At 58.8% G+C, this 20569-nt stretch carries 17 protein-coding genes; 4 read left to right on the top strand and 13 right to left on the bottom strand.

All coding sequences use genetic code 11. The features are described 5' to 3' along the window. Positions 1 to 11: 11 nt before the first annotated feature. From glgA to EL257_RS14790, 6 genes are all read right to left on the bottom strand, one after another. Positions 12 to 1598, bottom strand: coding sequence for a glycogen synthase GlgA (glgA, locus tag EL257_RS14815; protein ID WP_126363742.1), 1587 nt, complete (start codon positions 1596 to 1598; stop codon positions 12 to 14). A 576-nt stretch (positions 1599 to 2174) separates the two neighbouring features. Continuing rightward, complete coding sequence (locus EL257_RS14810; protein WP_126363740.1) at positions 2175 to 3128, bottom strand: D-2-hydroxyacid dehydrogenase family protein; 954 nt, start codon at positions 3126 to 3128, stop codon at positions 2175 to 2177. Between the two features lie 13 nt (positions 3129 to 3141). Further along, entirely contained in the window at positions 3142 to 4188 is a 1047-nt protein-coding gene (locus tag EL257_RS14805) for an alpha/beta fold hydrolase (protein WP_126363738.1), read from the bottom strand. Between the two features lie 87 nt (positions 4189 to 4275). Beyond that, positions 4276 to 4710 carry a YqaA family protein gene (locus tag EL257_RS14800; RefSeq protein WP_126368135.1) on the bottom strand — a complete coding sequence of 145 codons (435 nt, stop codon included), beginning with the start codon at positions 4708 to 4710 and terminating at the stop codon, positions 4276 to 4278. Continuing rightward, a complete protein-coding gene (locus EL257_RS14795) occupies positions 4710 to 5156 on the bottom strand; it encodes a DUF411 domain-containing protein (protein WP_126363736.1) in 447 nt (148 codons plus the stop codon). Before EL257_RS14795 ends, EL257_RS14800 begins: the two co-directional genes overlap by 1 nt. Before the next feature lie 211 nt (positions 5157 to 5367). Then, a complete protein-coding gene (locus EL257_RS14790; protein ID WP_126363734.1) occupies positions 5368 to 7359 on the bottom strand; it encodes a methyl-accepting chemotaxis protein in 1992 nt (663 codons plus the stop codon). Between the two features lie 379 nt (positions 7360 to 7738). Here EL257_RS14790 and EL257_RS14785 point away from each other — a divergent pair, with 379 nt between their 5' ends. Further along, positions 7739 to 8266, top strand: a complete 528-nt coding sequence (locus EL257_RS14785; RefSeq protein ID WP_126363732.1) for a hypothetical protein — start codon at positions 7739 to 7741, stop codon at positions 8264 to 8266. A 45-nt stretch (positions 8267 to 8311) separates the two neighbouring features. Here the strand turns inward: EL257_RS14785 and EL257_RS14780 are convergent, their stop codons facing one another. Genes EL257_RS14780 through EL257_RS14760 form a run of 5 tightly spaced genes read right to left on the bottom strand, consistent with a single transcriptional unit; the run spans position 8312 to position 15353 of the window. Next, complete coding sequence (locus EL257_RS14780; protein WP_126363730.1) at positions 8312 to 9229, bottom strand: GNAT family N-acetyltransferase; 918 nt, start codon at positions 9227 to 9229, stop codon at positions 8312 to 8314. Continuing rightward, complete coding sequence (locus tag EL257_RS14775; RefSeq protein ID WP_126363728.1) at positions 9229 to 10515, bottom strand: phenylacetate--CoA ligase family protein; 1287 nt, start codon at positions 10513 to 10515, stop codon at positions 9229 to 9231. Before EL257_RS14775 ends, EL257_RS14780 begins: the two co-directional genes overlap by 1 nt. Positions 10516 to 10559: 44 nt before the next feature. Then, the gene (locus EL257_RS14770; protein ID WP_126363726.1) at positions 10560 to 12962 is read right to left on the bottom strand and encodes an aldehyde dehydrogenase family protein; all 2403 of its coding nucleotides are present in this window, start codon (positions 12960 to 12962) and stop codon (positions 10560 to 10562) included. Between the two features lies 1 nt (position 12963). Then, on the bottom strand, positions 12964 to 14094 hold the full coding sequence (locus EL257_RS14765; protein WP_126363724.1) for an acyl-protein synthase: 1131 nt from the start codon (positions 14092 to 14094) through the stop codon (positions 12964 to 12966). Between the two features lie 8 nt (positions 14095 to 14102). Continuing rightward, a complete protein-coding gene (locus EL257_RS14760) occupies positions 14103 to 15353 on the bottom strand; it encodes an MFS transporter (RefSeq protein WP_126368133.1) in 1251 nt (416 codons plus the stop codon). A 522-nt stretch (positions 15354 to 15875) separates the two neighbouring features. On the opposite strand from EL257_RS14760, the gene EL257_RS14755 reads away from it, so the two are divergent. Continuing rightward, positions 15876 to 16064 carry a hypothetical protein gene (locus EL257_RS14755; protein ID WP_126363722.1) on the top strand — a complete coding sequence of 63 codons (189 nt, stop codon included), beginning with the start codon at positions 15876 to 15878 and terminating at the stop codon, positions 16062 to 16064. Between the two features lie 18 nt (positions 16065 to 16082). On the opposite strand, the gene EL257_RS14750 is transcribed toward EL257_RS14755, so the two are convergent. Then, positions 16083 to 16460, bottom strand: coding sequence for a fe2+ zn2+ uptake regulation protein (locus tag EL257_RS14750; RefSeq protein ID WP_126363720.1), 378 nt, complete (start codon positions 16458 to 16460; stop codon positions 16083 to 16085). A gap of 245 nt (positions 16461 to 16705) precedes the next feature. Here EL257_RS14750 and EL257_RS14745 point away from each other — a divergent pair, with 245 nt between their 5' ends. Next, positions 16706 to 19051, top strand: coding sequence for an acylase (locus tag EL257_RS14745; RefSeq protein WP_126363718.1), 2346 nt, complete (start codon positions 16706 to 16708; stop codon positions 19049 to 19051). A 53-nt stretch (positions 19052 to 19104) separates the two neighbouring features. Here EL257_RS14745 and EL257_RS14740 read toward each other — a convergent pair whose 3' ends face one another. Continuing rightward, positions 19105 to 20136 carry a FecR family protein gene (locus EL257_RS14740; protein ID WP_126363716.1) on the bottom strand — a complete coding sequence of 344 codons (1032 nt, stop codon included), beginning with the start codon at positions 20134 to 20136 and terminating at the stop codon, positions 19105 to 19107. A 151-nt stretch (positions 20137 to 20287) separates the two neighbouring features. On the opposite strand from EL257_RS14740, the gene EL257_RS14735 reads away from it, so the two are divergent. Beyond that, a complete protein-coding gene (locus EL257_RS14735) occupies positions 20288 to 20557 on the top strand; it encodes a PepSY domain-containing protein (protein WP_126363714.1) in 270 nt (89 codons plus the stop codon). Positions 20558 to 20569: the final 12 nt, after the last annotated feature.

Below are 20569 nucleotides of genomic sequence, written 5' to 3'. Positions count from 1 at the left end.
AACCTCCCTGGTTATTTGTGGTGCGCTTTGCCCAGCGCTTTAGCCACCAGTTGTTCGTAGAGTTCGGCATAGGGTTCAACTGCTTTGCACCAGTTGAACGGCGCAGCCATTGCGCGGCAGCGCATGGCGTTGAGCAGATCCGGATAGGCGAATACCTTGAACGCGCGGCTCAGGGCTTCTTTGTAACTGTCGACGGTGGATTCGTCGAAGAGGAACCCGGTGATGCCGTTTTCGATGGTGTCGGCCAGGCCGCCGGTGTTGCGCGCGACTGGCAAGGAACCGAAGCGCTGCGCATACATCTGGCTCAGGCCGCAGGGTTCATAACGCGAAGGCATGAGCAGGAAATCACTACCGGCGAACATGCGGCGAGCGTCGGTTTCATTGAAACCGATGCGTACACCGATCTGGCCGGGGAAGCGCAGTGCCAACTCACGCATGGCTTGTTCTTCTTCAGGCTCGCCGCGACCGATGATCGCGATCTGGCCGCCGTTCTGAACGATGAACTCGGAAACGGCTTCGGTCAGGTCCAGGCCTTTCTGATAAACCAGACGCGACACAACGGCGAACAGTGGGCCGGTTGAATCATCGAGGCCGAACAGCTCGCGGACGTGGGCGGCATTGACGGCCTTGCCCTCCCAGTCGCCGATGGCGAAGGGCGCGAACAGATGCGGGTCGGTGGCCGAGTCCCAGCTCTCATCGATGCCGTTGGGAATACCGCTGAGCAAGCCTTGCTGGGTCTTGGCGGCGAGAAAGCCGTCGAGACCGCAGCCGAAATCCGGAGTGGTGATTTCTTGCGCATATGTGGCGCTGACCGTGGTGATATGGCTCGAATAGGCCATGCCGGCCTTGAGGAACGACATTTTGCCGTAGAACTCCATGCCTTCCTGTTGCAGGGCATGGGCCGGAATACCGAGCTCCGGGCATGAACCGAGGCTGGTCACGCCTTGATACGCCAGGTTGTGAATAGTGAACAGCGTCGGCGTGCGCTGCCCGCGCCAGTGCATGTAAGCCGGTGCCAGACCCGCGGGCCAGTCGTGGGCGTGCACCAGATCCGGGCACCAGTGAATTTGCGCGAGGTTGGCGGCGATATCGGCAGCCGCGAGACCGAGGCGGGCGAAGCGAATGTGGTTGTCCGGCCAGTCGCGGCCATTGTTGGCACCGTAAGGCGAACCTTCACGCTCGTAGAGTTCAGGGCAGATCAAGACGTAGATGACCAGACCGTCCGGCATGTCCATACGGCCGATCTTGCACGGGGGCAATGCGGCATGGCCGCCGAGTTCGCCGATGATGTGGATCGGGTTCTCGCTGTGCATCACCTGCGGGTAACCGGGAATCAACACACGCACATCATGCAGATGCGCCATGGCACGGGGCAGAGCGGCGGACACGTCGCCCAGGCCGCCGGTCTTGACCAGGTCGGCAATTTCCGAAGTGACGAAAAGAACTTTTTTCTTGTTGGGATTCTGACTCGCTACCGGAGTCAGCGTCTTGGTGCCGGGGACGTTGATCTGTCGGCTGCCGGGAACGCTGACGGTGCTCGCTTCGCCTACCAACTGCTGAGCACACTCTCCCTGAATATCCAATGCCGCACTGATCATATGTATCTCCCGTGTCTTTGATCTGATTCTTGTCTCTGACAATCGATGTCGATGGCCAAGTCCTGTGGCCGGGCGCAAACGCGCCACGCATCGGTGAGCAAACGCTACCCAACACGCGCTAGCAGAATGGGTGGATGGGCTGTTGCAAGGATTGCACCAGTCACTTCGGCCCTGCCTACCTGATGACCTGCGGCTTTGCGCAAAAGTTTCGACTTTTTTTCGGCGAGATTACCGACCGGTCGGACCCTGCGAAAATCAGTCTAGGCCAGATCCTAGAGCGGGCCAGAGCAAATGGGTAAATTGTTCGACAATCGGTTTCTGCTTAAGCGAAACGGCGAGTGGGGAGGGTAAGCGCACCGACGAAGTGCAGCTTTTTCGTAGCGCAGGGGCCAAAACGGTGACCGGTCGGTCACGATTTCGTGCTAGGGGGAGGGAGGGTTGCACTATATTGGTGCGAACAATATGCGGTGACGTGTAGGAGCTGCCGAAGGCTGCGATCTTTTGATCTTGTTTTTTCTAGATAAATATAAAGATCAAAAGATCGCAGCCTTCGGCAGCTCCTACAGGGGGCGTGGCTTAATTCAACAGACGTATTGGGCTATCCGCGGCCCATGCCTGAATATCCTCGATCATCTGCAAAAAGAACTGCTGATAATTCTGCCGGCTGACATAGCCCACATGCGGTGTGGCCAGAACGTTTTCCAGGGTCCGGAACGGATGCAGGGCTGGCAGCGGCTCTTGTTCAAACACGTCAAGTGCCGCACCAGCGATCTGTTGTTTCTGCAGAGCCTTGATCAGTGCCGCTTCATCGACGATCGGCCCACGCGCGGTGTTGACCAGTAGCGCCGTTGGCTTCATCCAGCCTAGCGCCTGCGCATCCACCAGGCCGCGACTGCGCTCGCTGAGCACCAGATGCACCGAGAGCACGTCGGCCTGTTCGAACAGTTCCTGCTTGCTCACATACGTCACGCCAACCTGAACGGCGCGTTCCGCCGTGAGATTTTCGCTCCAGGCAATGACGCGCATGCCAAACACCTGGCCGAACTGCGCCACGCGCTGGCCGATGCTGCCAAGCCCGAGAATCCCCAGCGTCTTGCCATGCAGGTCACCGCCCAGTCCCTGCTGCCATTGGCCGGCGCGCAGAGCGTTGGCTTCATTCAGCAAGTTTCGCGTGGCGGCCATGATCAGCGCCCACGTCAACTCCGGCGCTGCGTGTTTGTAACTGTCCGTGCCACAGACGCGGATGCCAAGTGTCGCCGCGGCTTGCATGTCCAGCGCTGCGTTGCGCATGCCACCGGTGACCAGCAGTTTCAGATTGGGCAGACGTTCGAGCAGGTCTGCGTCGAAGGGTGTGCGCTCGCGCATCACGCAAATCACCTGATAGCGGCCCAGACGCGCAGCCAGCGTGCTGTTGTCCGCCGGGTAGTCGTGGACGAAGGTCACTTCACCGAGATTATCGAGCGCTGACCAGTCGACCACGTCGCGGGCAACATCCTGCCAGTCGTCGATTACTGCAATCTGCACCGCCATCAGCCTTACCTCATCAAGGAACGGAATTGGATTTGCCCAGCCAGCCGAGCAAGGCCTGGTGGAACTTCGCCGGTTCTTCCATCTGCGGCGCGTGGCCCATGCCGGGGAATTCCACCAGCGTCGATTGCGGGATCAGCTTGGCGACTTGTTTGCCGAGCACTTCATAGTGGCCGATTTTCGCTTTCACTTCCGGGGGGGCCAGATCCTTGCCGATTGCGGTGGTGTCCGAGGTGCCGATCAGCAGCAGCGTTGGCATCTTCAAATCCTTGAACTCGTAGTACACCGGCTGGGTGAAAATCATGTCGTAGATCAACGCCGAGTTCCAGGCGACTTGAGTCTTGCCCGGGCCTTTGCTGAGACCCGCCAGCATGTCGACCCAACGATCGAATTCGGGTTTCCAGCGGCCATCGTAGTAGGTCGTGCGCTCATAGTCGCGAATGCCCTGAGCGCTGACTTTCAGCTCGCGCTGATACCACTGATCGACGGTGCGATAGGGCACGCCGAGGGCTTTCCAGTCTTCCAGACCGATCGGATTGACCAGCGCCAGTTGGTCGACCTGCTCCGGGAACAGCAGTGCGTAGCGGGTGGCGAGCATGCCGCCGGTGGAATGGCCGAGCAGGGTGGCCTTCTGGATACCCAGCGCTTTGAGCAATTGCTGAGTATTGGTGGCCAACTGCTGAAAGCTGTACTGGTAATTGTCAGGTTTGCTGGAGGTACAGAAACCGATTTGATCCGGCGCGACCACACGATAACCGGCCTCGCTCAAGGCTTTGATCGAGCTGTCCCAGGTGGCGGCGCAAAAATTCTTGCCATGCATCAGCACCACGGTGCGCCCGTTGGCCTTGCCATGCGCAGCGACATCCATGTAACCCATTTGCAAGGATTTGCCCTGGGACTGGAAAGCGAAGTGTTTAAGCGTGTAGGGGTATTCGAACCCCTCCAATTGCGGACCGTACGCCGGGCCTTCGGCCGGTGCTGCATCGGTCGCGGCATGCGCGAACATTGGCAGGGCGGCGCTGAGGAACAAGCCTGGCAGCCAGCGGGAAATCGTCACGGACATAAGCGCAAACTCCATTTAAAAAAGATTGATGCTCAAGCGGCAGGATTAGGGCGACATTAACCACAGGCAATCACCGCGACTGATCGTTCAACCCAGCCAGCCAAGCGTCAACATCGCCAGCACGCCATAGCGCGCACCTTTGGCAAGGGTGACGATCAGCAGGAAACGGCCAAGTGGCTCGCGCATAACGCCGGCGATCAACGTCAGCGGGTCACCGATCACGGGCAGCCAACTGAGCAGCAGTGACCAATGCCCGTAGCGTTCGTAATGCTTGCGCGCCTTGGCCATGTGCTGAGGGCTGACCGGAAACCAGCGTCGATTCTGGAACCGCTCGATCCCTCGGCCGAGCCACCAGTTGACCAGCGAACCGAGCACGTTGCCCATGGTTGCCACCGCCAACAAACCCCACAGCCAATAGCGGTCGCTGACAATCAAGCTGATGAGCAATGCCTCGGATTGCAACGGCAACAGGGTCGCGGCGCCGAACGCGGCAAAGAACAGCCCGAAATAAGCTGCGCCGATCAATGGGCCGGGTAATCCGCCACCACTACGTCCGTGCCGGCCTTGGTCAGACCGATCACCTGATAAGCATCGCTCATGCCGTCCATTTCCATCCCCGGCGAGCCCATCGGCATGCCCGGTGCGGCCATGCCGAGCAAATCATCACGCTTGCTCAACGCCAGCACCTGGTCGGCCGGCACGTGGCCCTCGACGAATTTGCCATTGATGATTGCCGTGTGGCACGACGCCAGGCGCGGTGGCACGCCGTGTTGCTGCTTGAAAGCGCTCATGTCGCTCTCGACGTGATCGTCGACTTTGAAACCGTTGGCTTCGAGGTGGCTGATCCACTTTTTGCAGCAGCCGCAATTGGCATCGCGGTGGACTTCGATCGGGATCGGGTCGGCGGCCTGGGCCAGGGAGGAAATGAACAGGGCGGTCAGGGCAACCAGACGCAATTGGGTTCGCATAACGGACTCTCGACTTGGATGGCGGTCAGCAAAGAACGCATTTTGACCGGTTTTTTCGGCCAGACATCAACGGAGTGTTTCCAGTTGCTACGAGAAGGGCGAGGGCGAACACCTGTGCAGGAGCTGCCGAAGGCTGCGATCTTTTGATCTTGATCTTGAAAAAAAGATCAAAGATCGCAGCCTGCGGCAGCGCCTACAAGGTAACGCGGGATCAGCGGACTTTGAAGCGGCCCATGATTGCACTGACCTGGGTGTTGGCTTCAAGCAATTGCCGTGTGTTGACTTCGCTGGCATGGCCGCTTTGCACCAGTTCATCGACCATATGCCGGATCTGCACCATGCTGCGGTTGATTTCTTCGGTCACGGCGCTTTGTTGCTCGGCGGCGGTGGCGATCTGCGTGCCGAGGCTGTTGATGTGGCTGACCGAGCCGGCCATTTCGTCCAGCCCGGAATTGACCCGTGCGGTGGCGTCGGCGGCGGATTGGCAGCTCGCCTGGGTGTTTTCCATCGCGCTGACCGAGGAACTCACGCCTTGGGTCAGGCGGGTCAACATTTCGTTGATCTCCGATGTGCTGGCCTGGGTGCGGGCAGCGAGTGCGCGGACTTCGTCGGCTACCACGGCAAAGCCGCGGCCCTGTTCACCGGCACGGGCGGCTTCGATGGCGGCGTTGAGTGCCAGCAGGTTGGTCTGTCCGGCAATCGCACCGATAACGCCGAGAATCTCGGTGATGCGTTGAGCGTCCTGCTGCATGTTTTCAACTTTATGGGTGGCGCTGGCGACCTCGTCGATCAACGCGACCACGCTGTTGGTTGCTTCACCGACGACCACCCGCGAACGGTCGGCGTTTTCGTTGGCACGTTGGGTGAATGCGGCAGTTTCGGCAGCGTTCTGCGCGACGCTTTCCGCTGTCGAGCTCATTTCGGTGATGGCGGTGACGGTCTGATCGGTCTCCGAAGCATGGCGCAGCAGAATCTGGCTGGTGTGTGCCGAGGTACGTTGCAGATTGTCCAGGCTCGACGCCATGGCGCCGGTGGCTTGGGTGACTTCGCCGATCATGTTTTGCAGATAGGCAATAAAGGTGTTGACCGAATGGCCGATGGCGCCCAGTTCGTCTTCAGCGCGAATGGTGATACGCCGGGTCAGGTCAGCGTCGCCGCTGGACAGCAAATCGATGTTGGCTTTCAAGGCCTTCATGCGCTGCACCAGTTTGCGGATCGCATAAACCTGCAACAGCACCAGCAGAATCACCAGCGGGATCTGGATCAGGCTAAGGCTGCTCAGCACATCGTCACGCTGTGCGGTGAGCATTTTGGTTGGCAGGGCGGTGGCGAGGAACCATGGCGTGCCTTCGATCGGACGCATGAAGAAGGTACTGGCTTCACCGCTGTTGTCGAATTCGATGCGCTGCGCCTGATCGCGGTTTTGCAAGCCGTTTTTGACCTGGCTGGCGAAAGGCGAACTGCTGGCCAGTTCGCTGATGTTTTTCAACACGATCGGACCGCTGATGCGCGAGCTGTTGCTAATGATCTTGCCGTCCGCCTCGACGATGAGCATTTCGGCCGTGAGGTCCTTTTCCTTGCGCGCCACCAGATCATTGAAGAAGCCGAGGGTCACGTCGATGGTCGACACGCCCCAGGCCGATCCGTTTTTGTAAATGGCCATCGCGCAATTGGTGCGCGGTTCGGCGCTGGCATCGTCCTTGTAAGCCGCGGCCCAGGCGCATTGCCCGCGCGGGGTGGCCATGCCGCCCTTGTGCCAGCTCTGATCGTAGTAATTGGGTGCGGCGTCGCTGTTCCAGAACGTGTTTACCGCCAGTTTGCCTGAGGCATCCCGGTGCCAGAACGTGCTGAATTTGTTGCGCCCGGCTTCGCGTTGACCCGGCAGGGGCCAGATGCCACCGCCGAACACCTTGAGTTCACCGTACTGATCCACCAAACCCGGCAGCACCGTGTCGATTGCTGCGCTGTCCAGCAGCGGGATGGTCTGGGTGATGCTGCGTTGTTGCGCCTGAACCTTGTTCAGTTCGCCCTGAATCTGCTCGGCGACCTCCGCGATACGGTTGAGCACCACCTGCTCCTCGGTTTGGCGCAGCTTCGGTGCGACCAACTGGCTGATTCCGGCCACAGTCAGAACCGAAAGCAACAGGATGAACAGAACCAGAAACAACGTGTAGCGAGCCTGAATGGTGCGGAATGCGGGCATGGAAACCGGTCCTTGAGCAGTGTTTCTTATAGGAGGGCGATGGCAGAAAAGTGCGGTTATCCCAGCGTATCGTCGCAAAAACCGGAAGCTTGAGGTACAGACGTACTAATAGTTGCCGCGCCGATGGCCGGTTGGTAACCGTCTCGATACAAACTGCCTGAAACGCTTGCAAGCAGGCCGTGTGGGCGCATTCTCCGGCAGATACGCAACCGCTCTAGCGCCCGGTTTTTCTGGCGATGGGCGTTTGTATCGGGAATGTACAAGAATTGTTAAAAAGTGCAGAAACTGCTTGGTGCGATTCCGTGTGCCGACTGATACTCGCGGCCATTCAGTCGCAGAACATGGATTTTTTCATGGTCATCTCACAAGGATTTTTCTCATGACTATCGGCTACACCGGTACCTGGCAGAGCAAGGCAGGCGTTCTGGTGCGCGATACCGGTGCGAAGAAACAGGTCGGACAGAGTGCCAAAGTCCAGCAGATGCTTTCGCGGGTCGGTAGCGATCCCAATGCACTGAACACGGCGGAAATGGACAAGCAAGGTCTGCGCAAGCAGATCAAGGGCTTCAACCCTGCGGATGTTTCGGTCAAACAATTGGGCAAGCTGAGCGAATTTCTCCGTGGCCGCGGCCTGATCTCCGAGGTGACCTCGTTCACGCTGCTCAATGCCGGCGACAAGTTCGACCGTTTCGGCGTGCAGAAAGACCCCGACGCGCGCTTCAACGCGTTGGAATATTTTGCCACCCAGCTCGATGCCATCGAGACCAACGGGCTCAATGGCAACCTGTATGGCAAAGGCCTGATTCCCGAGTACAAGAAAGCCATCTATGTGCTGCAGAACCTCAAAGCCTACGGTGAAGGCAACGCGCCGATACCGACGGACAAAGGCGTGCAAGCCAAGGCCTGAATCAACCAGCGGCCCGATTCTTAATGGATCGGGCCGTTTTTCCATTCAGTTGTCGGCGGCTGGATTGGCCAGACTGTCGTGTAGACCTTGCATGTGCGGGCAGTACAGCTGCAGGCGTCGCGGGACGAAACCTCGATGAAACAACGCCAGCCATCCTTCACAGTGACTTTCCCCCGGCGCCAGCCCAGTGAACTGGAATCCGATCTGCGCCAGCCTGTCGCAATCCGCGGCGAAGTGGCGAGACAACCCCAGTTGCACTGAAACCAGCCAATGTGCCGGCAGTTCTTGGAGTTGCCTGAGCATGGCGGGGTCGAGGTTTTTTAGGACAATGTCATAGCGGTGCGCGTTCTGAGCGATTTTCACCGATGCTCCACGCCAGCGCGATGGCTGATCGCGGACCCCGAACACGCTGCACAAATGTTGCTTGAAGTCTTCGAAGCGCGCAGGCCACTCCACGTTTGGCAACGGCTGCTGATAGCCCGAGAGGTTCTGGCAGCCAATGATGAGGGGTTCACGTGCCGAGGTATCGTAGGGTGAAGGAACGTGATCGGGCAGCCATCCGGTGTTGTGAAATCCCAGCTTGAGCGCCATGCGCTGCGTGTACGGGTGATGCGTGACCTGCTTGATGGACACGGCGTGGCAGCCCAGAGCCTGTGCGTGAGTCAACAACTGCTGGCTCAGGCGGGTGGCAATGTTTTGCCCGCGAGATTGCGGATGGACCACAGTCAACGCCAGCTCTGCGCTGCGCGATGCGGTTTGGCGAAACAACGTAGCGTGCCCGAGAATTTGCCCGCCAACCTCAGCGACCAGTGAATGCCAACGGCTGCTGCTGTGGTTCTGGCTGATCATGTGCGGCAGGTAAACATGCGGGTGAGCATAATAATCGCCGTAAACCTGCCGAATCAGTTGGCTGACAGCCGAGGCATCGCCAGCGCGGTAATTGCGCAAGCACAGTGTTTTCATCAGGCAGGCTCCGCGGCAGGTTCATAGACACGCAGATCCAGCACCCGCAGGCATTTGCCGGAGCGTGGATGGCGTGGCAGCTCGTCGACCCGGCAGCGCCGGACATGCAATTCCAGCAGCTGCTCTGCACGCAAATGCTTGATCAACGGCAGTTGCTCGAGCAATCCGTCTTCCAGCGCGCGATTGCCTTCGTCCATGGCGGGAGACTGGCCGGTCGGCACCCATTTGAGACTGACGACGTCCTTGTGCCCGGCTTGCTCGATGACCAATTGCCAGTCATCACTGCCTACGCTGCCTTTGACCAGTTGGCCGATTTCATCCGGCATCAGCGACAGGATCCCGACCCGCACGCGTTGGCTGCTGGCACTGCGACCTTTGAGCATGAACTTGCGCCGGGGGCTGCCTTGGGCTTCGAGCCAGCAGGCACGGTCGCCAACCGGGTAACGCAGCAGTGGCATCAAACGGCGGGTGAGGCTGGTCACCACCAACAAGCCGATGCGACCACATTCGTCGATGACGTCACCGGATTCTTCGTCAATGATTTCCAGCAGACTTTGCCCGTCCCGCACGCGATGTTCACCATCAGCGCAATCAGCCGAGCTGGCACCGAGATACCCGGCATCGACACTCGCATAGCCAAGCGAATCGATCCGCGCATTGGGAAACACCTGCCAGAGCATTTCGCGTTGCGAGGTGAACAGACTTTCACCGGCGTACAACAGCGCCCGCACCTCGGGCAACGTTTGCCCGCGCCGAATCAGCTCATTGGCGAGCGTCAGCAGGCGAGCCGGCAACCCCGTCAGAACATTGATCCGCTGCGCAGTGATCGATTCGACCAGAGTGTCGTCGGCCACGTTGCCGGTGAATGGAAATTCGGTGATGTCGGTATCGACATGCGCCAGGGCATCGTGAGTGAACAGGAAACTGGCGTACAAATCGCCTGCATAAAACAAATTGGCAACGCGATCACCGGGTTTGAATCGCTCCGTCACACTGGCGCCGAAGTCTCTGACCAGCGTCTGCCATTCCTGACGGGTATAGACCGAAAGTTTTCCGGCGCCGGTTGAACCGCCGGTTCTGAATACCAATGCGTGTGCAACCGGGCCGGTCAATACCGGCCATTCGTTCATCGAGTGGCTGTTACGCCAATATTCAACCGGGTTGATTACAGGCAGTTGATCAAGTGGTATCGCAGGGTCAGTAATGTGCGCTAGTTGCTTTCTGTAAAAAGGTGAGTGCCGGCGCGCAAAATCAATTAGCTCATGTAAGGGGGCTGAAGTTGTCACGGTGTGTATCTCGTTATTCTGAATAAGACATAAGCGGTGGCAGGTCAGCGGCGTGAATCAACCACGGTCGGTGTTTTGCCACTGTGTTTATTGCGCATGAAGTCGCCGGCTGAACACACTTCGACTTCCATCTCCAGCAGGCCCGTTTCGATAATCGTCATCAACGTTGAGTAGTCAGCCAGCCGCTCGTGGATATCCGGCGACGAGCGCTCGCTACGCAACCGCAGTCGTTCCAGACCGTCCGGCGCGTGATCCAGCACCAACTGAAACGGCGTTTGCAGGCGCTGCGCCAACTCGCTCAAGGAAATGAAATCGGTGCCTATACGAATGAGCTTGCCGTGACGTTGCAGCAGTTCGAAGCGCGCAGAGGTCAATCCGCATTCACATACGCCGGGAATCCAGCGTCCGCTGTCGCCGACGTCATAACGCGTGACGTCCTGACCTTCCCGGGCTTTCGAGGTAAACAGCAGCCGACCGGGTTCATTGCCGATTGCCGGGACATCCTCATCGAACGCAACGATCTCCAGAGTCTGGATCGTCTCCATCAAATGAAATACGCCATCAGCGGTGGCTTTGCAGGCGTGGCCGAGAGGGCCGGCGTCGACGCTGCCGTAGATCGCCGAGCGCACGCTTTTGACGCCGTTGTCTTGCAGCAGGCGGCGCGTCTGTTCGCTGACGTGTTCGCCGCCGAGGAAGACTTTTTCTACGAAGCCCGAGGCACGCAGTTGTTCGCCGGCATCGAGAAACAGACGGTGAAGCGTGCTGGGCATGCCGATCAAAACCGTCACACGGTGATCAATGATCAGTTGCGCGATCTCGCGATAGTCATCATCGGCGGGAGCACCCATCGGCAGATGAGTGACGTCCAGCAGTTCGAGGACTTTGGCGAAGCTGAAAAAGCCACCGTACAACCCGCCACTGAAGAACAGATTCATTACCCGATCTTGACGTGGATCGAGCCCAGCGGCGAACAGGCCGTCTGCGGTGGCGCGCATTTGCCGCTGGAAATCCCGGTAACTGAAGCCGGCAAGGACTGGCGTGCCGCTGCTGCCGCCGGAGCGGAAATACAGCTGGGCTTTGGGATTGAACGGCTGCGCGGTGAGCGCCTGTTTGTCCATGATCGGTTGCGCGGCGTGCGGCAACGGTTTGGGCTGTGGGTCGAGGCTGGCGTGGGTCGCCAGCACTGTCGGCGCCAGGCTCACCGAAACACGTCGACTCAGGCGCTGCAAGGCGTAAACACCGTCATGGGGTTCGCCTTCGTAACCATCGTGAATGCCGTTGATCGGGGCAGTGCGCGTGACCCCGGCGTTGATCAGCGTGTGTGCCAGCTCTGTGGTGTCCGCGGCTGCGCATTGCAGCCCGCAGCTCTGCAGCACATTGCGCCAAGGTAGCAACGTCGAGGCGAGCTGCGAGCGCGGCAGCGGTTTGAGCATGACGCTGCGAAACAAGGGAGAAGGGCTGAGTTCGTGGTCGTGTGTCCAGATTATTCGCCAACCCGGCGCATTCCATATATGACCGGTTTGCCCGGAGAAACTCTGTCCTAGTCGGGCCATCTGCAGCTGAGTAGTGATTTGAGCGGCTTCTTGAAGCGTTGGCGCCAGGGCTGGCCATTGCGCGGCGCGCCGCCCGAAGGACGCCGCGAGCCTTGCGCCGATCTCACGCAAAACGCGCGGTTCTTCACTGTCTATCAGCAGCCATTGCGGGCTGGAGCATGCTTGTTGATCGAGGCGGCAAACCTCATCGGCGACGCTGTCCAGTGCCTGGTCAGTGGCGGCATCCGGCGTCATGTAGACGAAACTGATGCGATGCCCCCAATCGATCCAGCGGCAACCGGGAGGAAGTTGTTGCCTGATCGCCTGCAACGCCGATTCCCCGCCCCAGGCCGAGACACCGTTGGCGTGTGCGCACAGTTGGCCGATGTCTGCTGTCGCCACCGGCAGCACCGCGACGTAACCGGCGAGTTGGCCACTTCCATCGCACGCCACCAACGCTTCAAGCAGACGGGCCGTCAGACCTTCGTCGCTGCTGCTGGGGCGCAACCAATTGATATTTCCGGCCAGCAGACCCTCGACCACCGCACAGAAGGCAAGAAGCGGCGCATTGCCCGGTGTGATGTGCACCACCAGCCCGAGCGAATTCCAGCCCTCAAAACGTGACTGTCGATAATCGATACGTCGCAACGATTGCGGCGTGTCGCCAAGTTCGCGTTGCAGTTTGGCGCGCAGCCCGTCGGCCTGACAAAAGTCGATCAGCGTTTGCGCCTGTTCGGCGTCGAGCCCGAGTGGCGACATGGCGCTGCGAAGGTGCTCGGCGAACCGGCTCACGGCGTCGATCACCGTGGCACTTGCAAGCGGCGTGTTCAGGCGCTGCGGCAAGTCCTGACGCAAAAGTACCAGTGCTTCTTCCAAGGTATCAAAGCTGGATAAACGGCCATTGATCAAAAACATTTCAGTGAGCTCCCAATAAGTCAGCCGCGGCCATTGCGCAACTTCTGCCCGCCGTGGTGCCGGCCCGGCCGTGCAGTTCAAACCAGTCGCTGGCGAGCCCGCAGCCGCAACTTGCGCCCTGATGCAAGGTGGCCAGATCGCTCATCACCACTGCGTGCGCCGGGCTGGAAGAAATGTATGGCGAGACGAATCCCAGAAATCCCCGGCGGCCATAGGGCAACACGGAAAAATCAACCGGATCACGGATAAAAACTTTCGAGTACACCGGCACGTGAAAATGATGGTGGGCGCATTCGATGTAGGGCACTGCATGCTCGACAGCTCCGAAACCATCGCGACAGTTGGCGAGTTCGATACCGAGTTGCCGGTGAATACTGGCGTACAGCTGTGGCTTGGGGATTTCCTGCGCAGACTGGGTTTTCCAGCCGCCGCCGAACAGCGCCAGTGACTGCGCGGGTAACTGAACATCGGCCACTCCCGTCGCACGCATCCGCTGTAAGGTTTGCCAGAGGAAGGCCGGAAACCCGAAAATCCGCACCGGCAGATTTTCTTCCGCAAAAGCCTGAAGGGCGGCGATCACGCCGAACACGTCGAACTGGTGGCCGTCCCCGGTGCGTCGCAAGGCATAAACCACGCGGTTAGCGGGGGCGAAGCTGCACAGAAACTGATCGGTGTAGGCGGTGCCGAGGCCGATGCGATCCTCCGGCTCGTAGCCCAATATCAAGTAATTGCACGGTGTGTGCGGGGCGTTCCAGTGGTAATGGGCGAAGATGCGCCGAACCATGAACTGCGCCGCAGCCATGCTGCGTTCGTCGTAACGCATGCGGCTTTTCTCGCCGGTGGTTCCGGACGACGTTAATTCCAACGCAATGTGGCCGGTCGTGCTCAGCAGCAACTGCCGTTTGAAATAGTTGGCGAAGATCGGTGGCAGACGCGACCAGTCATCCAGGTTGTCGAGCTGCTCGGCCTGTAAACCATGGGCTTGCAGCCAGTGCTCATAACCGGGTGTGTGTTCGCAATGGAAGCGAGTGATTTCGGCCATGGCGCGGCTGAACAGGCCCTCCGGCACTGAATCCGGGCAATAGGGCTGCGCCAACGCGCAGAGCGCATCGCTTAGCGGTAAAGCTGTCATGGGTGAACCTATTTGTTGGAGGGGGTGGATGCGGGTTGGTCTTTTCGCAAGAATCCATACAGCAGCGGCAAGCACAGTGAACCGCCGCAGGCGGCCCACAATGCGAACCCGGCGAGGCTGATGGCGCCGCCATTCGCAGCGATGAACGAGGCTCCCGCTCCCATCACGCTGATCGAAATCACGCCGATCATCGCGCTGACCAAGCCTTTGCTGTCGTCCGTTGCAAACAGCGCCATTCGATACAGAGCAGCGTTGCTCATGCCCAAGCCGACGGCGTAAAGCGCAAGACTGGCAATCAGTGCTTGCAGGCCGGCGCCGAGAAGCGCGCTGCCCGCCAAGGTGAGGAGGCCCAGACAAAACGGCAACAATGCCAACTGGACCAGGCGAGGAAGTGCAAGGGTGGTCAGCAAACGATCAAGGATCAGATTGCCGAGCATCACTGCCGAGAAAATCGGGATTTGCCACAAGGCGTATTCCCGTGGCGTCAAGCCCAGCAGTTGGATCAACAGCACCGGCGCGAGGCCGATCCAGGCAATCAGGGGCAAACTCATCAGGCCCAGAGCAATGCTTGCAGCGAGAAACCGGCGATGGCGCAATAACGCCCGATAACGTTGCAGGGTTTGCCGCCAGGAGAAGGGCACAGGGGCCTGCGTTTGCCCATCGTGGCGCAGTGCCCCGACAGTCTCCGGCATGAACCCATACAGGCCCAACCAGATCCCCGCTGCTGCAACGCCTAACAGCAGAAACATTTCCCGCCAACTCATCCATTCCAGCAGCAGGCTGCCAATCATTGGGCCGAGCAACGGCGACAGCAGTGCAACGTTGCCAAGCAGTGCCATCAAACGCACCGCATCGGCTTCGCAGAACACCTCTTGCAGAGCGGGATAGCTGACCGCCACAACAAAACCCAGCCCCATTCCCTGGACGATTCGCAACAGGTTGAAGGCTTCGATGCTGTTTGCCGCGAAGGCGGCAGTGCACGCCAGGCTAAACAGCGCACATCCGGCCAGTAACATGCCTCGTCGGCCCAGTTGATCGGACAAAGGGCCAATCAGCCATTGCAGGCAAACACCCCCCAGCAAGTAAAGATTGAAAGCGTTGGATACATGGCTGGAAGGGGCGTTGAAATCCTTCGTAACTTGCAGCATCGCGGGCATGACCATGTCGCTGGCCATATAAGTCATCAATTCGAAAAGTGTTATGCCCAGACAGAATCCGAGCGCAGTGATCGGTCGGATATCAATGAGAGTTCTCTGCATGTCGAGTTCGGATTGCGAGTGAAGAAGGGATGCAGAGAGTAGAGGCAGGAATGATCCGTCAGATATTTTATTAATGTAGCGGAATGCATCCAAATGTTCGGTGATATTACCAAGTGAATAATCGCTACGCCTGAGGAAGTAAATGCTTACATCGTGGTGTAACAAGTCCTACAGAAATCGCTTACATTGCGATAAGCGCATTGGTTGCCTGGATATAAACGGATACATATGGTCAGCTGCTGGGCGTACTAACGATCCCGATAAACGCCGGGACCCCTCTGGTAATAACGATGATGGTCGTCTACGCCAGCCGAGGGAAAAACAATGCGTGAGCTGGGCAAGAACGGCAGTTAGCCAGGTGATTGGATGCAGCAGTTGAAAAATCCTCATGGTGGCGCCGCGATAAAGCCAAAACTCTCCGGCGGCTGTAACATGAGACCCCGTTTGCTCTCCGGTGCAACCCCGCAGAAGGGTCCGCACAGGACATGCACACGGATACATTCCAAGTTTCAGGAAGCCGCAATGACTCAGAAACAACGCTTGATCTATTCGATTCTGATTGCCCTGTCTGTACTCGCAATCATGCTTGGCCTGTCGTGGGCGCAAAACGCCGGGATGATCACGGAGAAGACGTTCCAGTACGTCGCCATCGGCGTCGCGGTGGTCGTGGTGGTGATCAACGGCGTGATGCGCCGCAAGGTCAAACCCTGACGGCGTTCGTCGCGCACTTCATTCGTTATTGAGAACGGCCGCCGCTTGCGGATGCAGGCTGTAGCTCTTGTCCGCATTGAAGGTGATCACCCCTTCGGCGCACAAGCGTTTGAGCACTTCGCGCACGCTGAGGAAGGACAAAGGAATGTCCAGATCCAGCAATTGGCTGTGGACACCACGCACCCCCAGCCGGCGGTCGCTCTGCGCGGCAACCAGCAAGGCATCGATGACTTTCAGTCGAATCAGGCTGGTACGCAGACCGAAGCTTTTCAGCAGCAAACGAATTCGCTCATTGCCATGACGCTCGGCCGGCTGCGGGTAATCGCTCGCGTGGTTGCTCATCGAAGCTCCTTTTGGGGCCTGGCTACCGTCCGTTGGTAGTTGCGAGTTGTACATGCGGTTACTCCTTTTCAGAGCCTGAGCAGGAAAGGTTTTTGTGCGCTCTCATAACAAGACGTTTCAGCTCGGCAAATCATGAAAGAAAATATGTAGAAAATTTGTCGTCAATTCGTCCAATCCTTGTAATTCGCCGCTCTTTCAGCGGTCGGCGGTCTAATTTTTTTTCGCCTGATTCGTTTATCGGAAAGGCCCTTTGCGCATGATCGCGCGGGCGTCTTCGACTATTTCGATCAGGAGCAAGCGTGACTATTTCCAGGCAGTTAACCGGACTGACACTTGCCAGCGTACTTCTCGGGCTGAGCATGGCGGCGCATGCATTAAGTCCTGCCACTGAGACAGGCGCGGATATCCGGCGTACCCAGTTTGGCGTCCCGCACATCCGCGCTCAGGATGAACGCGGGCTGGGCTTTGGTATCGGCTACGCCTATGCGCAGGACAACCTGTGCCTGCTCGCGAATGAGATCGTCACGGTCAACGGCGAGCGCTCGCGGTTTTTCGGGCCGGATCAGTTCACGGTCGAAGAGCGTGAAAACCGCGTCAGCGACGTGTTCTTCAAATGGCTGAACACCCCAGAGGCGATCCAGTCGTTCTGGACAGCGCAACCACGCGAGGTGCGCGATCTGGTCGAAGGCTACGCTGCCGGTTACAACCAGTTGCTCGCTGAACGCCGCCAACAGGGATTACCTCAGCAATGCCAGGGCGAATGGGTGCGCGACATCGCCGCTGCAGATCTGCTCAAGCTGACCCGTCGTCTGTTGGTCGAAGGCGGCGTCGGGCAGTTCGCCGAGGCATTGGCCGGTGCTACGCCGCCGCACGCCACAGCGCAATCGGGCAATGAGGGTCGCGCTTACCAATTGGCTGAAGCACGCCAGCAGCGTTTCGCGCTGGATCGTGGCAGCAACGCGGTGGCGGTTGGCAGCGAGCGCTCCTTCAATGGCCGCGGCATGCTGCTGGCCAACCCGCATTTTCCCTGGGTCGGCGGCATGCGTTTTTATCAGATGCACCTGACCATTCCGGGCAAGCTCGATGTAATGGGCGCGGCATTGCCGGGGTTGCCGATGATCAATATCGGTTTCAACCAGCATCTGGCGTGGACTCACACGGTCGATGCCTCCAAACATTTCACCCTGTATCGTCTGCAACTCGATCCGAAGGATCCGACCCGTTACCTGCTCGACGGCAAGTCGTTGCCGCTGAGCAAGCAAACGGTGACCGTTCAGGTCAAACAGGCTGATGGTCAGGTTGTTCCAGTGACACGCGACATCTATAGCTCGCAGTTCGGCCCGATCGTGCAATGGCCGGGCAAGCTCGACTGGGACAACCAGTTTGCCTACAGCCTGCGCGATGCCAATCTGGAAAACGATCGCGTCCTCAAACAGTGGTACGCGATGAATCGGGCCTCGACACTCAAGGATCTGCAGGAATCGGTGCACACGATTCAGGGCATCCCGTGGGTCAATACCCTGGCGGTGGATGACAAGGGCCAGACGCTGTACATGAATCTGTCGGTGGTGCCCAACGTCAACGCCGACAAGTTGGCCAAGTGCAGCGATCCCCGCGCCGGTTTGCGCATGATTGTGCTGGACGGTTCCGATAGCGCTTGTGCCTGGGACATCGATCCGCAGGCGGCGCAAAAGGGCATCTATGCCTCGAGCCAATTGCCGCAGTTGTTGCGCAAGGATTTCGTTCAGCATTCCAATGACTCGGCGTGGCTGGCCAACCCGGCGCAACCGTTGACTGGCTTCTCTCCGTTGATCAGTCAGGATGGCCAACCGCTCGGGTTACGGTCGCGTTTTGCCCTGGATCGTCTGAGTTCCTTGGGCGCGAAAGGCACGCTGTCGGTGAAAGACCTGCAACACATGGTCATGGACGATCAGGTCTATCTGGCGAAACAGGTCATGCCGGATCTGCTGAAATTTTGCGCCACGGATCTGGGTGCCGACGCGCAGGCATTGAAACCGGTTTGTGTGAGTCTCAAACAGTGGGATGGCCGGGCCAATCTGGATGCCGGCCCGGGTCTGGTGCATTTCCAGAACATCATGCAAGCCTTGCAGGAAGCGCCCGACGTCTGGCGTGTGGCATTCGATGCCAACGATGCGCAAAACACACCGCGTGGCCTCGCCGTTGAGCAGCCGGCGGTGAGTAAGGTGGTGCGCGATGCGATGCTGGCATCAGCGACAACGACAGCGAAAATGGGCCTCAAGTCTGGCACGCGATGGGGTGACATTCAGGTGGTCAGCAGCGGCGGCCAGCAGACGCCGATTCATGGCGGGCCCGGCACCTTGGGCATCTACAACGCGATCCAGAATGTGCCGCGTGAAGACGGCAAACTGGAAGTCGTCAGCGGCACCAGCTATCTGCAGGTGGTGACGTTCGATGACAAGGGGCCGCATGCACAGGGCTTGCTGGCGTTTTCGCTGTCCAGTGATCCGGCATCGAAATATGCGCGCGATCAGACTGAAGCGTTTTCGAAGAAACAGTGGAGCGTGCTGCCGTTCACCGAGCAGCAGATCAAGGCTGACCCACAGTATCAACTGCAGACAGTGCGCGAGGTTGTGAACGGGAAAGGGCAAATGGCGGCGCAGTAAGCGCGCACAACTGGCAGCAAAACGAAGGCCGCTCCTCGCAAGAGGCGCGGCCTTCAGTTTTTCGTTGGTTGTTGCGGCATCGAGTTGATTACCGGGCTGCCTTCCTTGTTGCGGGTCAGATAAACCGGCAACACCTTGGGCAATGTATTGACCAGGTTATTCAGCTCTTTGATGTTGTAGATGCCCCCCACACGGATCGCACCGGTGCTGTTGTCAGCCAGCATCAACGGCTTGTCCAGATAGCGATTGATCAGGGGCAGCGCATCGTGCAGTGCAAGATTGTCCAGCACCAGTTTGCCGCTGCGCCAGGCCAGAGAATTGTCGTTGGGATAGGTTTGGTTGATCTGCGGCATGTAATCGCCGCGCTTGTAACGCGCTTGCATCGAAGGGCCGAGTCGCACGCCGTCACCGGGGGTTCCGGCATTGCTGGTGACGAGCACCGAGCCTTCGATCAGGTTCACGCGCACCTGATCCTCATACATCCAGACATTGAAGCGGGTACCGGTCACGCGAATCCTGCCTTCGCCCGCACGGACAATGAAAGGATGACGAGTGTTGTGACTGACGGTAAAGAACGCCTCGCCTTTGTTCAGGGTGACGCGGCGCTCATCCTTGTAGTTGCTGAAGCTCAGCTCGGTGTTGAGGTTCAGTTCGAGCTGGCTGCCGTCTTCAAGCGTGACGTGGCGAACATTGTCGGTAGCCTCGAAATGTTCGTAACTGTCAGGCAACAAGTTGAGCTGCCAGCCGGCGTAGGCCGCCAGAGGCAGGGCGAGCGCGCAGATGCCCGCCGTGACCACGTACTGGCGCCACGAGCGCTGGGGTTTGCCGATCGGCAATTGCAGGTTGTTTGCATTCGGCGACGTCAGCGGCGCGCCGGTATCTGGCCGCGGCAAGTGCTCGGCGACGTCCCAGATTTCCAGCATGGCCTCGTACTCGAACGCATGCAGAGGATGCGCGTCATACCATCGTTCGAACTCCAGCCGTTCCGCGGCAGAACAATCGACGGCGTGCAGACGCATGCACCAATGCGCGGCCGCATCGGTGATGGCATCGTATTCAGCTTCCGAAAGAATGTCTTGGGTCATCGACTCGTCCTGATTTCGCGCATTCTAACCTCGGACAGTCTCCGCCGAGAACAACCGTCATGGCATTTACCCATCAAAGTGAACTTATTTTCATCGTCAGCGCCCAAAAAACAGGACGTCAAAGACCACTATCCACAAATGGAGTGAAAAAATGATCAAGAAAACTTTTGTAGCCCTGGTGGCCGCGGCCGGTTTGTTCAGTGCAGGCGCGGCATTGGCCGATAAGCCGGGTGCCGGGTGGCTCAGCATCGAAAAGGCCATCGAAGTCGCCAAAACCAAGGCTGGCTACGTTGAAGTGTACGAGATCGGCGCCGACAACGATGGTTATTGGGAAGGCGAAGGGCGCAAGGCCGATGGTGTCGTGTATGAATTCCGCATCGATGGCGCGTCGGGCAACGTATTGCGCGATCAGAAAGACTGATCGCCCCGGTGC

This window comes from Pseudomonas fluorescens, from assembly GCF_900636825.1.
GTDB classification, from domain to species: Bacteria; Pseudomonadota; Gammaproteobacteria; order Pseudomonadales; family Pseudomonadaceae; genus Aquipseudomonas; species Aquipseudomonas fluorescens_BG.
Note: the sequence above shows the minus strand (reverse complement) of the source record. Positions and strands in the feature narration are given on the sequence as shown.